Annotated in this window: 11 protein-coding genes; all 11 read right to left on the minus strand. The window is 67.7% G+C overall.

What is annotated here, in order from left to right; genetic code table 11:
- Positions 1–58: 58 nt before the first annotated feature.
- Positions 59–2,155: an elongation factor G gene (gene fusA, locus LXN57_RS30420; protein WP_221376863.1), complete on the minus strand. Its 2,097-nt coding sequence runs from the start codon at positions 2,153–2,155 to the stop codon at positions 59–61.
- 90 nt (positions 2,156–2,245) lie between these two features.
- Entirely contained in the window at positions 2,246–2,716 is a 471-nt protein-coding gene (gene rpsG, locus LXN57_RS30425) for a 30S ribosomal protein S7 (protein WP_127499794.1), read from the minus strand.
- 1 nt (position 2,717) lies between these two features.
- Positions 2,718–3,092: a 30S ribosomal protein S12 gene (rpsL, locus tag LXN57_RS30430; protein ID WP_014440718.1), complete on the minus strand. Its 375-nt coding sequence runs from the start codon at positions 3,090–3,092 to the stop codon at positions 2,718–2,720.
- Between the two features lie 417 nt (positions 3,093–3,509).
- Positions 3,510–3,980, minus strand: coding sequence for a hypothetical protein (locus LXN57_RS30435; protein ID WP_251801623.1), 471 nt, complete (start codon positions 3,978–3,980; stop codon positions 3,510–3,512).
- A 42-nt stretch (positions 3,981–4,022) separates the two neighbouring features.
- A complete protein-coding gene (locus LXN57_RS30440; RefSeq protein WP_221376865.1) occupies positions 4,023–4,382 on the minus strand; it encodes a hypothetical protein in 360 nt (119 codons plus the stop codon).
- Between the two features lie 90 nt (positions 4,383–4,472).
- Entirely contained in the window at positions 4,473–8,363 is a 3,891-nt protein-coding gene (locus tag LXN57_RS30445; protein WP_251801624.1) for a DNA-directed RNA polymerase subunit beta', read from the minus strand.
- 91 nt (positions 8,364–8,454) lie between these two features.
- Entirely contained in the window at positions 8,455–11,895 is a 3,441-nt protein-coding gene (gene rpoB, locus LXN57_RS30450; RefSeq protein ID WP_251801625.1) for a DNA-directed RNA polymerase subunit beta, read from the minus strand.
- A 603-nt stretch (positions 11,896–12,498) separates the two neighbouring features.
- On the minus strand, positions 12,499–12,882 hold the full coding sequence (rplL, locus tag LXN57_RS30455) for a 50S ribosomal protein L7/L12 (protein ID WP_251801626.1): 384 nt from the start codon (positions 12,880–12,882) through the stop codon (positions 12,499–12,501).
- Positions 12,883–12,936: 54 nt separating this feature from the next.
- Positions 12,937–13,482, minus strand: a complete 546-nt coding sequence (rplJ, locus tag LXN57_RS30460) for a 50S ribosomal protein L10 (protein WP_221376869.1) — start codon at positions 13,480–13,482, stop codon at positions 12,937–12,939.
- Between the two features lie 294 nt (positions 13,483–13,776).
- The gene (locus LXN57_RS30465; RefSeq protein WP_251801627.1) at positions 13,777–14,463 is read right to left on the minus strand and encodes a hypothetical protein; all 687 of its coding nucleotides are present in this window, start codon (positions 14,461–14,463) and stop codon (positions 13,777–13,779) included.
- Positions 14,460–15,287: an ATP-binding cassette domain-containing protein gene (locus LXN57_RS30470; protein ID WP_251801628.1), complete on the minus strand. Its 828-nt coding sequence runs from the start codon at positions 15,285–15,287 to the stop codon at positions 14,460–14,462. Before LXN57_RS30470 ends, LXN57_RS30465 begins: the two co-directional genes overlap by 4 nt.
- Positions 15,288–15,349: the final 62 nt, after the last annotated feature.

Consider the following 15,349-nt stretch of genomic DNA (forward strand, 5'->3'; position numbering starts at 1 on the left):
ACTCTGTCGACTGCTCGTGCGCGTGCGGTCCTCGACGAACCGCACGCGCCTCACCGCATCAGGCGCCGGTGGCCTTCGCGATGATCTCCTTCGCGACGCTCTGCGGAACCTCGGCGTAGGAGTCGAACTGCATGCTGTAGCTGGCCCGGCCGGCCGTCTTCGACCGCAGGTCGCCGACGTAGCCGAACATCTCCGAGAGCGGCACCAGAGCCTTGATGACGCGGGCGCCGGAGCGCTCCTCCATCGACTGGATGATGCCACGGCGGGAGTTGAGGTCGCCGATCACGTCGCCCATGTTGTCCTCGGGCGTGGTGACCTCGACGGACATCATCGGCTCGAGCAGCGCGGGGTCGGCCTTGCGGGCCGCCTCCTTCATCGCGATGGAGCCGGCGATCTTGAACGCCATCTCGGACGAGTCGACCTCGTGGTACTGACCGTCGACCAGCGTGAACTTCACGCCGACCAGCGGGTACCCGGCGAGAACGCCGTACTGCAGCGAGTCCTGCGCGCCCGCGTCCACCGAGGGGATGAACTCCTTGGGGATGCGACCACCGGTCACCGCGTTGACGAACTCGTACGTGGGGCCGTCCGCCTCGAGCGACAACGGCTCGACGCTGATGACGACCTTCGCGTACTGGCCCGAGCCACCGGTCTGCTTCTTGTGGACGTACGTGAGCTTCTCCACGGTGCCGCGGATCGTCTCGCGGTACGCCACCTGCGGCTTACCGATGTTGGCCTCGACGTTGAACTCGCGGCGCATGCGGTCCACCAGGATGTCCAGGTGGAGCTCGCCCATGCCGGCGATGATCGTCTGGCCGGTCTCCTCGTCGTTGAAGACGCGGAAGGTCGGGTCCTCCTCGGCCAGGCGCTGGATCGCGGTGCCCAGCTTCTCCTGGTCCGACTTGGTCTTCGGCTCGATGGCGACCTGGATGACCGGCTCCGGGAAGGTCATCGACTCCAGGATGACCGGGTTGGCCGGGTCGCTGAGCGTGTCACCGGTGGTGGTCTGCTTCAGACCCTGGACGGCGATGATGTCGCCGGCCTGCGCGGTGGCGCGCTCCTCACGCTTGTTCGCGTGCATCTGGTAGATCTTGCCGATCCGCTCCTTGCGGTCCTTGGTGGAGTTGACCACCTGGGAACCGGACTCGAGCGTGCCGGAGTAGACCCGGACGTACGTGAGCTTGCCGAGGTGCTTGTCCGTCTGGATCTTGAAGGCCAGGCCGGAGAAGGGCTCGGTGTTCGACGGCTTGCGCAGCAGCGGCGTCTCGCCGTCGGTCGCGGTGCCCTCGATGGCCGGGATGTCCAGCGGCGACGGCAGGAAGTCGATCACGGCGTCGAGCATGGGCTGAACGCCCTTGTTCTTGAACGCCGAGCCGCACAGCACCGGGTTGGCCTTGCTGGCGATCGTGGCACGCCGGATGGCGGCCTTGATCTCGTCCTGCGAGAGCTCCTCGCCCTCGAGGTACTTCTCCATGACAGCGTCGTCGACGTCGGCCAGGGTCTCGATCAGCTTCTCGCGCCACTCGGTCGCGGAGTCGACCAGGTCGGCCGGGATCTCCTCGATCGCGTAGTCGTCACCCTTCTGGGTCTCCCCACGCCAGGTGAGCGCGCGCATGCCGATCAGGTCGACGACACCGATGTGGTCGGCCTCGAGCCCGATCGGGATCTGCAGCACCAGCGGGGTGGCGTTGAGCCGGTCGATCATCATCTGAACGCAGCGGAAGAAGTCCGCGCCGGTCCGGTCGAGCTTGTTGACGAAGCACATCCGGGGAACGTGGTACTTGTCCGCCTGACGCCACACGTTCTCGGTCTGCGGCTCCACGCCGGCAACACCGTCGTAGACCGCAACCGCACCGTCCAGCACCCGCAGCGACCGCTCCACCTCGACCGTGAAGTCGACGTGGCCGGGCGTGTCGATGATCTGGATCGTGTGGCCCTTCCACTCGCACTTGGTGGCGGCGGAAGTGATCGTGATACCGCGCTCCTGCTCCTGCTCCATCCAGTCCATGACAGCGCCGCCGTCGTGAACCTCACCGATCTTGTACGTGATACCGGTGTAGAACAGGATTCGCTCAGTAGTCGTGGTCTTACCGGCATCGATGTGCGCCATGATGCCGATGTTGCGTACGTTGGCGAGCGCGTCTGCGGCGGCCACTTCAATCCCTACTTTTCTTCGTCGTCGTCTCGTGGACCGGTACGACTTGCGCTGTGGCCCGGCCGGAGCCGGGCCCACAGCAGCGGGGTCTTACCAGCGGTAGTGCGCGAAGGCCTTGTTGGACTCCGCCATCTTGTGGGTGTCCTCACGGCGCTTGACAGCAGCGCCGAGGCCGTTGCTGGCGTCGAGCAGCTCGTTCTGGAGGCGCTCGATCATGGTCTTCTCGCGGCGGGCCTTGGAGTACTGGACCAGCCAGCGCAGACCGAGGGTGGTCTGGCGCGGGGTACGGACCTCGACCGGAACCTGGTAGGTCGCGCCACCGACGCGGCGGCTGCGGACCTCGAGGGTCGGCTTGACGTTGTCCATCGCGCGCTTGAGGGTCACGACGGGGTCGGTGCCGCTCTTCTCACGGGCACCCTCGAGGGCGCCGTAGACGATGCGCTCAGCGAGCTGCCGCTTGCCGCCGATCAGGATCTTGTTGATCAGCTGGGTGACCAGCGGCGAGTTGTAAACCGGGTCCGCAACCACTGGGTGGCGCGGAGCGGGGCCTTTACGCGGCATATCAGCTCTTCTCCTTCTTCGCGCCGTAACGGCTGCGGGCCTGCTTGCGGTTGCGGACACCCTGGGTGTCCAGCGAACCACGGACGATCTTGTAGCGGACGCCGGGGAGGTCCTTCACACGGCCACCACGCACGAGCACGATCGAGTGCTCCTGCAGGTTGTGGCCGACACCCGGGATGTACGCCGTCACCTCGATCTGGCTGCTGAGCTTCACACGAGCGACCTTGCGCAGCGCAGAGTTCGGCTTCTTGGGGGTGGTGGTGTACACGCGCGTGCACACGCCGCGCCGCTGAGGACTACCTTTCAGCGCCGGCGTCTTGGTCTTGCTCGTCTTCGCCTGACGGCCCTTTCGGACCAGCTGCTGGATCGTGGGCACCGGGTTTCTCCGCTCCCTTCGGCCGCTTCCTAGGCGGCCGCACCGTCTTCAATAAGCCTGTGTGCACCGGTCCCTCCCCGATCCCGGGGAGTTGTCCGGCACCCGCGGTCGGGCGTGTCGTCCGGCTCACGGTCCCGCCGCGCGTTGGTCAACGCGCACCGGGTCTTGTCTTTGTCGACGCCCCTGATCTGGGGCGCCGGCTCGGCGTAGCGCCGCCTCGTCGTCAACTGCCGACTCGGGCGCACGCACGAGTTGCCCGGGCAAGCCCGGGCACGAGGGGAAAGCCTACCCACCGCGAGCACCCAGGTCAAAATGAACGCTGAAGCCACGCGACGGATATCTCCGATACAAGTGTACCGGGTGCCTGACGGTGGCAACGCCGCGGTGGCCGACTAGGTCTTGGGAGCCCCGTAGCCCTTACACCGAAATCTGCAACACCAGGGTCAACGCGAGGGACAGAAGAGCAATTCCCGCGCCGATGGACCCGCATACGATTCCTGCCATACCCAGCCCGGCGCCGGTGAACCGCACCTGGCCGGTCCGGCCCGAGCGGCGGATCTGCCGGCGCGACACCACACCGAGGGCGACCGCTCCCCCGCCGGCGGCCACGCTCAGCAGCGTGAAGGCGCCGGCCACCCAGCCGCCCCAGCCCTCGGACGCGCCGACCAGGCCGAAGCAGACCACGAGCAACGACACCAGGACCGAGCCGATGCCGGCCATGAGCGAGCCGATGGCCAGGCCCGACGTGATCGGCTCGACCCGCAGCTGCACCAGACCGAACTCGGTGCCGGGCATGGCATCGACCCGTTCCGGCCGCCACCGGCCCGAGGGCGGCGGCGGAGGCACAGCGGCGGGGAACGGCGCCGGTGGCGGGGGTGGGACGGTCATGAGAAGAGCATGTCACCCGTACGGGGCGAGCCGCACCCCGCCTCAGTCGGTGCCGGGTGCGAAGTCGGGCCCGCCGGGCGCTCCGGCCAGGTGCAACAGGCCGGCGATGGACGCGATGACCAGCGAGGTGAGGGCGAGGACGATGCCCGTCCAGGCCAGCCGGCGGCCCCGGCGGATCCAGGCCGAGCCGGTCAGATAGCCCTTCGAGTCGTACGCCTGCCGGGCCGTCTGACGGGCGAGCAGCAGGGCGACGGTGGCGGGAATCACACCGCCGATGAACGCGCCGGTCAGAAAGCCCACCAGACCCAGCGCGAAGACCGCCCGCGCCTTCGACGAGGGCGCCGGATCCGGGTCCATCGGGTGGCGGGTGGGAACTGCGGCCGGAAGCGTCACGAGAACCATTCTAGAAAGGCCGGAAGGCGGCCGCGCCATGCGCGACCGCCTTCCGGACCGATCTTGTTCGCAGTCGGCCCCGCGAACGGGGCGGACTGTTTAGCGGTACGACCCGAAGTCGAAGTCGTCCAGCGGCACAGCCTGCCCGCTGGCCGGCCCGAAGCCGTAGTCGGTCTCGGGGTACCCGGTCATCGAGTACACCTTGGCCTTGGCCTCCTCGGTCGGCTCGACCCGGATGTTGCGGTACTTGGAGATACCGGTACCGGCCGGGATGAGCTTACCGATGATCACGTTCTCCTTGAGGCCGACCAGCGAGTCGCTGCGCGAGTTGATCGCCGCGTCGGTCAGCACTCGGGTGGTCTCCTGGAAGGAGGCCGCCGAGAGCCAGGAATCCGTGGCCAGCGAGGCCTTGGTGATACCCATGAGCACGGGACGACCGGCGGCGGGCTCGCCACCCTCGCCGACGAGCCGGCGGTTCTCCGACTCGAAGAGCGCCCGGTCGACCAGCACGCCCGGCAGGAACTCGGCCGCGCCGGAGTCGATGACCGTCACCCGCTTGAGCATCTGGCGGATGATGATCTCGATGTGCTTGTCGTGGATGAGCACACCCTGCGAGCGGTAGACCTCCTGGACCTCGGAGGTCAGGTGGACCTGGACCGCCCGCGGACCCATGATCCGCAGAAGCTCGTGCGGGTCGATGGTGCCCTCGGTCAGCTTCTCGCCGACGCCGACGTGGTCGCCGTCGTGGGCCCGGAGCTTGACGCGCTTGGAGATCTTGTCGTACACGATCTCCTCGCTGCCGTCGTCCGGCACCACGATGATCTTCCGCGAGCGCTCGCCGTCCTCGATGCGGATGCGTCCCGGGGTGTCGGCGATGGGCGCCTTGCCCTTGGGCACGCGGGCCTCGAAGATCTCCTGCACACGGGGCAGACCCTGGGTGATGTCCTCACCCGCGACACCACCGGTGTGGAAGGTACGCATCGTCAGCTGCGTGCCCGGCTCACCGATGGACTGGGCGGCGATGATGCCGACCGCCTCGCCGATGTCGACGCCCTTGCCGGTCGGCAGCGAGCGGCCGTAGCAGGCCGCGCACACGCCGAGCTTCGACTCACAGGTCAGCACCGATCGCACCCGGACGTTCTCGACACCGGCCGCGACGAGCTTGTCGACCAGGATCGAGTTGAGGTCCGAGCCGCGGGCGACGACCAGGTTGCCGTTGGCGTCCTTGATGTCGTCGGCCAGCGTCCGCGCGTGCACACCGGTCTCGGCGTGCACGTGCACGACCAGCGTGCCGTCCGCCTCGCGCTCGCCCACCTGCATCGGGATCGCGCGGTCGGTGCCGCAGTCCTCCTCGCGGATGATGACGTCCTGCGAGACGTCCACCAGACGACGGGTCAGGTAACCCGAGTCGGCGGTACGCAGCGCGGTGTCGGCCAGACCCTTGCGAGCGCCGTGCGTGGAGATGAAGTACTCCAGCACGGTCAGACCCTCGCGGTACGACGAGGTGATCGGCCGCGGGATGATCTCACCCTTGGGGTTGGCCACCAGGCCGCGGATCGCGGCGATCTGCCGGAGCTGGAGGAGGTTGCCGCGAGCGCCGGAGTTGATCATCACCCAGAGCGGGTTCTCCTGCGGCAGCGCGCTCTCCATCTCCTTGGAGATCTCGTTGGTCGCCTTGGTCCAGATTTCGATCAGCTCGCCGCGACGCTCCTCGGCGGTCATCAGACCACGCTGGTACTGCTTGTCGATCCGGTCGGCCTCGGTCTGGTACTTGGCCAGGATCTCCGGCTTGCGCGGGGGACCGATGACGTCGCCCATGCCGATCGTCACGCCGGACCAGGTGGCCCAGTGGAAACCGGCCTCCTTGAGCGCGTCCAGGGTCGCCGCGAGGGCGACCTTGGGGAAGCGCTCGGCGAGGTCGTTGACGATCGCCGACAGCTGACCCTTGCGGATCTCGTAGTTCACGAAGCGGTAGCCCGGGGGCAGCGTCTCGTTGAACAGGACGCGGCCGAGCGTGGTCTCGACGAGCAGCGGGTCACCCTCGACCCACTCCTCCGGCGCGGTCCAGGCCGGGGCCTTGGCGCCGTTGTCGACACCGATGACCTCACGGAGCCGGATCTTGACCGGCGCCTGCAGGTGCAGCTCGCCGTTGTCGAAGGCCATCCGAGCCTCGGCGTCCGAGCTGAAGACCCGGCCCTCACCCTTGGCACCGGCAGTCTGGTGCGTCAGGTAGTAGAGACCGATGACCATGTCCTGGGTCGGCATGGTGACCGGCTTGCCGTCGGCCGGCTTGAGGATGTTGTTCGACGAGAGCATCAGGATCCGGGCCTCGGCCTGCGCCTCGGCCGACAGCGGCACGTGCACCGCCATCTGGTCACCGTCGAAGTCGGCGTTGAACGCCGTACACACGAGCGGGTGGATCTGGATCGCCTTGCCCTCGACCAGCTGCGGCTCGAAGGCCTGGATGCCCAGGCGGTGCAGGGTCGGCGCGCGGTTCAGCAGCACGGGGTGCTCGCTGATGACCTCTTCGAGGACGTCCCACACGACCGGCCGCTGACGCTCGACCATGCGCTTGGCCGACTTGATGTTCTGCGCGTGGTTCAGGTCGACCAGGCGCTTCATCACGAACGGCTTGAACAGCTCCAGCGCCATCTGCTTGGGCAGACCGCACTGGTGCAGCTTCAGGCGCGGGCCGACGACGATGACCGAACGGCCGGAGTAGTCGACGCGCTTGCCGAGCAGGTTCTGACGGAACCGGCCCTGCTTGCCCTTGAGCATGTCGGACAGCGACTTCAGCGGGCGGTTACCCGGACCGGTGACCGGCCGGCCGCGGCGGCCGTTGTCGAACAGCGCGTCGACGGCCTCCTGCAGCATCCGCTTCTCGTTGTTCACGATGATCTCGGGCGCGCCCAGGTCGATCAGGCGCTTCAACCGGTTGTTCCGGTTGATGACCCGGCGGTACAGGTCGTTCAGGTCGCTCGTCGCGAAGCGGCCACCGTCGAGCTGCACCATCGGGCGCAGGTCCGGCGGGATGACCGGGACGCAGTCGAGCACCATGCCGAGCGGCGAGTTGCGGGTGTTCAGGAACGCGGCGACGACCTTGAGGCGCTTGAGCGCACGGATCTTCCGCTGGCCCTTACCGGTGCGAATGATCTCGCGCAGGTTCTCGGCCTCGGCGTCCAGATCCATGTTCTGCAGCAGCGCCTTGATGGCCTCGGCGCCCATGCCACCGGTGAAGTACTCACCGAAGCGGTCCCGCAGCTCGCGGTAGAGCAGCTCGTCGGTGACCAGCTGCTTGGAGTCGAGCTTGCGGAAGGTGTCGAGCACCTCGTCGAGGCGGTCGATCTCGCGCTGGGCCTTGTCCCGGATCTGGCGCATCTCGCGCTCGCCGGCTTCCTTGACCTTGCGGCGCACGTCGGCCTTGGCACCCTCGGCCTCGAGCTCGGACAGGTCCTGCTCGAGCTTGGCAGCGCGCTTCTCGATCTCCGAGTCGCGGCTGTTCTCCGACTGGCGCTTCTCGGCGAAGATCTCGTTCTCGATGGTCGAGAGGTCGCGGTGCCGAGCCTCGGCGTCCACGCTCGTCACGACGTACGAGGCGAAGTAGATGATCTTCTCGAGGTCCTTGGGCGCCAGGTCGAGCAGGTAGCCCAGCCGGCTCGGCACACCCTTGAAGTACCAGATGTGCGTGACCGACGCGGCCAGCTCGATGTGACCCATGCGCTCACGGCGGACCTTGGACCGGGTCACCTCGACGCCGCAGCGCTCACAGATGATGCCCTTGAACCGGACCCGCTTGTACTTGCCGCAGTAGCACTCCCAGTCCCGCTGAGGACCGAAGATCTTCTCGCAGAAGAGTCCGTCCTTCTCGGGCTTGAGGGTGCGGTAGTTGATCGTCTCGGGCTTCTTGACCTCGCCGTGCGACCACTGCCGGATGTCGTCAGCGGTAGCAAGGCCGATGCGCAACTCGTCGAAGAAGTTGACGTCGAGCACTTGGACTATCCCTCGTGTTTCGTTGCTCGGGTGAATTCAAGGCCGGCGGGGGCGTCCCCGGTCTCAGTCGCCTGGACCGGGGACGCTTCCGTCAGATCTCTTCGACGCTGCTGACGCCCTCGTTCGGGCGGCGTGACAGGTCGATGCCGAGTTCCTCCGCGGCCCGGAAGACCTCGTCGTCCGTCTCGCGCATCTCGAGGGCCACACCGTCGCTGGAAAGCACCTCGACGTTCAGGCACAGCGACTGCAGCTCCTTGAGGAGCACCTTGAAGGACTCCGGGATTCCCGGCTCCGGGATGTTCTCGCCCTTGACGATGGCCTCGTAGACCTTCACGCGGCCCAGGACGTCATCGGACTTGATGGTGAGCAGTTCCTGCAGCGCGTAAGCCGCGCCGTAGGCCTGCATCGCCCAGCACTCCATCTCGCCGAACCGCTGGCCACCGAACTGCGCCTTACCACCCAGCGGCTGCTGCGTGATCATCGAGTACGGGCCGGTCGACCGAGCGTGAATCTTGTCGTCGACCAGGTGGTTCAGCTTGAGGATGTAGACGTACCCGACCGAGATCGGGTCCGGCAGCGGCTCGCCGGAGCGGCCGTCGAACAGCTGCGCCTTGCCGTCGCCGTTGACCAGCCGCTTACCGTCGCGGTTGACCAGCGTCGACTCGAGGAGGCCCTTGATCTCCTCCTCCTGCGCACCGTCGAAGACGGGGGTCGCGACGTTCGAGTCCGCGATGGACTCGTGCGCCTCGATCGCGCGCAGCTGGCGCTTCCACTCCTCGTCCTCGCCCTCGACCGACCAGCCGGTCTTGGCGATCCACCCGAGGTGGGTCTCCAGGACCTGGCCGATGTTCATGCGCGAGGGCACACCGAGCGGGTTGAGCACGATGTCGACGGGGGTGCCGTCCTCGAGGAACGGCATGTCCTCGACGGGCAGGATCTTGGAGATGACGCCCTTGTTGCCGTGGCGGCCCGCGAGCTTGTCACCGTCCTGGATCTTGCGCTTCTGGGCGACGTACACCCGGACCAGCTCGTTGACGCCCGGGGGCAGCTCGTCGCCGTCCTCACGCGAGAACGTGCGGACGCCGATGACCGTGCCGGTCTCACCGTGCGGCACCTTCAGCGAGGTGTCCCGGACCTCCCGGGCCTTCTCACCGAAGATCGCGCGGAGCAGCCGCTCCTCGGGGGTCAGCTCGGTCTCGCCCTTGGGCGTGACCTTGCCGACCAGGATGTCGCCGGGAACGACCTCGGCGCCGATCCGGATGATGCCGCGCTCGTCGAGGTCGGCGAGCATTTCCTCGCTGACGTTCGGGATGTCGCGGGTGATCTCTTCCGGGCCGAGCTTGGTGTCGCGGGCGTCGACCTCGTGCTCCTCGATGTGGATCGAGGTGAGGACGTCCTGCTGGACGAGGCGCTGCGACAGGATGATCGCGTCCTCGTAGTTGTGACCCTCCCAGCACATGAACGCGACGAGCAGGTTGCGGCCGAGGGCCATCTCCCCCTCGTCGGTGCACGGGCCGTCGGCGATGACCTGGCCGGCCTCGACCCGGTCACCCTCGAACACGACCGGCTTCTGGTTGACGCAGGAGCCGGCGTTGGAGCGGCGGAACTTGTGCAGCAGGTACGTACGGCGGTGACCGTCGTCCTGGTGCACCGTCACGTAGTCGGCACACAGGTCCTCGACCACGCCGCCGACCTCGGCGACGACCACGTCACCGGCGTCGACCGCGGCGCGGTACTCCATGCCGGTGCCGACCAGCGGCGCCTCGGCCTTGACCAGCGGCACGGCCTGACGCTGCATGTTCGCGCCCATGAGGGCACGGTTGGCGTCGTCGTGCTCGAGGAACGGGATCATCGCGGTCGCGACCGAGGTCATCTGACGCGGCGAGACGTCCATGTAGTCGACCTCGGTGCCGGGCACGTAGTCGACTTCACCGCCCTTACGCCGTACCAGGACCCGGTCTTCGGCGAAGGTGCCGTCGCTTCGCAGCACGGCGTTCGCCTGGGCCTTGATGTACCGGTCTTCCTCGTCCGCGGTCAGGTAGTTGACGTCGTCGGTGACGACGCCGTTCACGACCTTCCGGTACGGCGTCTCGATGAAGCCGAACGGGTTGACCCGGGCGAATGTCGACAGGGCGCCGATCAGGCCGATGTTCGGGCCTTCCGGCGTCTCGATCGGGCACATCCGGCCGTAGTGGGACGGGTGCACGTCACGGACCTCGAAGCCGGCCCGCTCACGGCTCAGACCACCGGGGCCGAGCGCGCTCAGCCGGCGCCGGTGGGTCAGGCCCGCCAGCGGGTTGGTCTGGTCCATGAACTGCGACAGCTGCGACGTGCCGAAGAACTCCTTGATCGCCGCCACGACGGGACGGATGTTGATCAGGGTCTGCGGCGTGATCGCCTCGACGTCCTGGGTCGTCATGCGCTCGCGGACGACGCGCTCCATCCGGGACAGGCCCACGCGGACCTGGTTCTGGATGAGCTCGCCGACCGTACGCAGACGGCGGTTGCCGAAGTGGTCGATGTCGTCGGCCTCGTAGCCCTCCTCACCGGCGTGCAGCCGGGCGAGGTAGTCCACGGTCTTGACGATGTCTTCCTCGGTCAGCGTGCCCCGGACGATCGGGACGTCGATCTCGAGCTTCTTGTTGAACTTGTATCGGCCGACCTTGGCTACGTCATACCGCTTCGGGTTGAAGAAGAGGTTGTCGAGCAGGGTCTGCGCGTTCTCCCGGGTCGGGGGCTCGCCAGGGCGGAGCTTGCGGTAGATGTCGAGCAGGGCCTCGTCCTGCCCGGCGATGTGGTCCTTCTCGAGCGTGGTCATGATGAGCTCGGACCAGCCGAACCGCTCACGGATCTGGTCGGCCGACCAGCCGATGGCCTTGAGCAGGACGGTGACGGCCTGCCGGCGCTTGCGGTCGATCCGGACACCCACGGTGTCGCGCTTGTCGATGTCGAACTCGAGCCAGGCGCCCCGGCTCGGGATGACCTTGACGCTGGAGAGGTCGCGGTCGGAGGTCTTGTCCGGCTCCTTGGTGAAGTACACGCCCGGCGAGCGGACGAGCTGACTCACCACGACGCGCTCCGTGCCGTTGATGACGAACGTCCCCTTGGGGGTCATCATCGGGAAGTCACCCATGAACACGGTCTGACTCTTGATCTCGCCAGTGGTGTTGTTGGTGAACTCCGCGGTCACGAACAGCGGGGCGCAGTAGGTCAGGTCCTTCTCCTTGCACTCCTCGATCGAGGCCTTGACCTCGTCGAATCGGGGAGACGAGAAGGACAGCGACATAGTGCCGGAGAAGTCCTCAATGGGACTGATCTCTTCGAGGATCTCTGCGAGGCCCGAGTGGGCGTGCGGGTCGTCCGTCGACCGGGCCTGCCAAGCCTCGTTCCCGACCAGCCAGTCGAAGGACTCCGTCTGGAGGGCGAGGAGGTTGGGGACCTCAAGTTGCTCGGTGATCCTGCCGAAAGAGACACGGCGGGGTGCGTAAGCGCTCGACGTACGGCTGGTCTTCGCAGGGCGGGAAGCTGCCAAGATGCGTCCTTCCGAGGACCGGTGCTGCTGATGCGGCTGCAGCTGCGGTATGCAACTGTCTGCGTGCACTCCAACGAGCCCCCAGGAAGTCATCCGAATGGATGTCCTGGCAGGGCTCAAGACAGAAGGCAGCGCAAACTAGCAGTGTAGCCGCTCGGCTAACCGCTGTCCAGCCCACACCTGAGGGTGCCTGCGGAACGTGCCCCCGCCGGCCTCTGACCTGCGCCTCGAAGGGCCAGGGCCTGTGGTGCGGGGCCGCTCGGAACGCGGCAACTCTCCCTCGGTGCCCCCGCCGCGGGGAACCGGTGACACCGGCTTACCCACGGAGCGGCTGTCGCAAGCGCGGAAACTTGCTGCTGTCAGCGTGCCTGTCAGCGGACACACAGTCAAGGGCTGCGAGGCGGGTCGGCCCCGCGCCGCCCGTTGCCCGGCGCGCCCTAGCGACCTTACTCCACGCCTTGCCCGATTGGACCCGCTTTGTGCGTCGGCCGTCCGACAGCGGGCCGGAACCATCTGACCAGGCACAACAGTGGGAATATACAAATGGCGAGGACCCGCACACGGGTCCTCGCCATTCGCAAGAGAATGCAGTGGAGCGTTAGATCACTTGAGGGTGACCTTGGCGCCCTCGCCCTCGAGCTTGGCCTTGGCGGCCTCGGCCTTCTCCTTGTTGACACCCTCGAGGATCGCCTTGGGGGCGGACTCGACGGCGTCCTTGGCCTCCTTGAGGCCCAGGCCGGTCAGCTCACGCACGACCTTGATGACCTGGATCTTCTTGCCGCCGTCGCCCTCGAGGACAACGTCGAAGGAGTCCTTCTCGGCCTCGGCCTCGGCCGGGGCAGCGCCACCGGGAGCGGCAGCGACGGCCACGGGGGCAGCCGCGGTGACCTCGAAGGTCTCCTCGAACTGCTTCACGAACTCCGACAGCTCGATGAGCGTCATTTCCTTGAACGCGCCGAGCAGCTCGTCGGTGCTGAGCTTCGCCATATCTGGCAACCTTTCCTAGCTTCTGATGAAAAAGTCGTGCTGGTGCGCGGTGGCTCAGGCCTCCGCGGGACCGTCCTTCTCGCGCTTCTCCTGAAGGGCGGCCGCGAGGCGCGCCACCTGCGAAAGCGGGGCCTGGAACAGACCCGCAGCCTTGGTCAGGTTGCCCTTCATGGCGCCGGCCAGCTTGGCCAGCAGAACCTCACGCGACTCGAGGTCAGCGATCTTGTTGACGTCGGCCGCCGAGATCGCCTTGCCCTCGAAAACGCCGCCCTTGATCTGCAGGGCGGGGTTGGCCTTGGCGAAAGCCCGCAGGCTCTTGGCCGCCTCGACCGGGTCGCCGTTGATGAAGGCGAGCGCGGTAGGACCGGTGAACAGCGTGTCGAGGCCTTCGATGCCCGCGTCGGTGGCTGCGCGCTTCGCCAGGGTGTTCTTCGACACCGCGTACTTGGTGTCGCCGCCCAGCGAACGCCGCAGCTCGGTGAGCTGCTTGACCGTGAGACCGCGGTACTCGGTCAGCACGGTGGCCGACGAGTTACGGAAGTTGTCGGTCAGCGCCGCGACGGCCGTGGCCTTGTCGGCCCGGACTGGCTTGTCCGCCATGTCCCTCCTCTCTCAGTGCTCGAACCACTGGTCGAGAGCGAAGGAGGGGCAGAATGCAAAACGCCCCGGCGCAGGGCGCACGGGGCGGAGCAGGAGCACGACTGATCGGCGGCCTGATCGCGAACCGTTCTTCCCTGCGCGGGTCGCCCGCATTTGCGGGACCTTCGGACGTGGCGCTCGTCTTGCGACGGCCCCACGACGACCAGCGGTCTGTGGGTGGAACTTCGAGAAGAAACTGTACGCGACCCGCTGGCGACCGCCAAATCAGGTGCGCGGCCCGCCGGCACCCGCAAATCAGGTGCGCGTGCGTCGCAGGTGGGCGTAGGCGCCGAAGGCGACGCCGCACCAGAGGACGGCCCAGACGACGAGCACGGCCACGGTGGCCACGGGCGGCGGCTCGACGCCGTTGAGGGCGCGGGCCGTGGCCATGACCGGCGGGACGAGCCACGGGGCGACCGAACCCTGCAGGCCCAGCACGACCGCCAGGACGGCCGCGGTAACCAGGACTGCGATGCCGTTGCGGACACCACGGGTGACAGCCCGGCTCGCCAGGGCGCCGAGAGCCACCGCGGGCGGGACGGCCAGCAGATGGGCCAGCACGCCCAGCAGCGTGCCGCTGACCACTGCCTTGCCGGTGTCGATGCCGTTGAAGACCCAGGGCGCGCCCATCGCCAGGGCGCAGACCAGCAGCGCGAGCAGGCCGGCGGCGAGCAGCCCGGCCAGGGCTTCGCGACGGCCACCCACGGCGACGCGGGCCAGCCGGCGTTGCGTGTCGGGTTCGGTGTCGAGCAGCAGCTTCGACTGCCACGCCAGCACCGGGAAGAGCGCGGCCGCCGAGTATCCGTACGCGGTGGCGGCCGGAGACGCTCCCCCGCCGTAGATGACCCCGAGCACGACCAGCACCGCGATGGCCGGCGCCAGAATCCGCCCACCCCGCAGAAACCCCGCCAGGCGCATCCGGACCAGCCGTTCCGTTCTCATGAGCCGCCGCCGGCCTGTCGGCCGATGGAAACACCTGGGGTGATAGTCAACCCAGGCCCGGAGCGGATCTGCTGCGGTTGTGCCGCGGCGACACCGCGTACCTCCAGGATTTGATGCCCTTCGGCCTTGAGCTTCGCCACCACCTGGGGTGACTCGGCCCGCCGGACCTTGACCTCGATGATCACCTCGTCGGGCGGAGCCGGCACCACAGCGTCCTCAGTGAGCGGCACCACGGTCACAGCAGCGTCAGACACCTGCCAATAGGCTGCATCCGCCAAACCCTCCACCTCGCCCCGGTGGTCGCTGACCAGAACCATGCCGCCGTCCGCGGTCACCTCGGCCACGATCTCGGGGATCAGCGTGCGGGCGACCGAGTCCAGCCCTTCCCAGGGCTCGTCGAGGATCAGCAGGCCGGGCCGCGCGATCAGCGCCTGGGCCAGGCCGACCTTCTGCGCGGTGCCCTTCGAGAGATCGGACAGGCGGGTGCCGCTGTGCTCGGTCAGCAGCAGCCGCTCGATCCACTTGTCGGCCTCAGCGGCCGTACGCCCGCGGAGGGACGCCATGCGGTGCAGATAGTCGCGAGCCGTGAACGGCTGGTCGGCCGGGAAACGCTCGGGGACCCACCCGACCACCGGCGGGCGGCCTCGAACGGAACCGCGAGAGGGACGCAGCACGCCCGCCGCGAGTTGCAGCAGAGTGGACTTGCCGGCGCCGTTGCGGCCCAGCACGACGACCGTCTGGCCCGCCTCGATGCCACGAGTCACCTCGCGCAGGGTCCAATCGGCCCGGCGGCCGTAGCGGAACCACACCCCGTCAAAACGCACGACGGAAGCCTGCCACAGAAAAGCCCCCGGGGATGTACCCCGGGGGCCGTTCGCAGTGCTCT

This window comes from Paractinoplanes hotanensis, assembly GCF_023717965.1.
GTDB classification, from domain to species: domain Bacteria; phylum Actinomycetota; class Actinomycetes; order Mycobacteriales; family Micromonosporaceae; genus Actinoplanes; species Actinoplanes polyasparticus.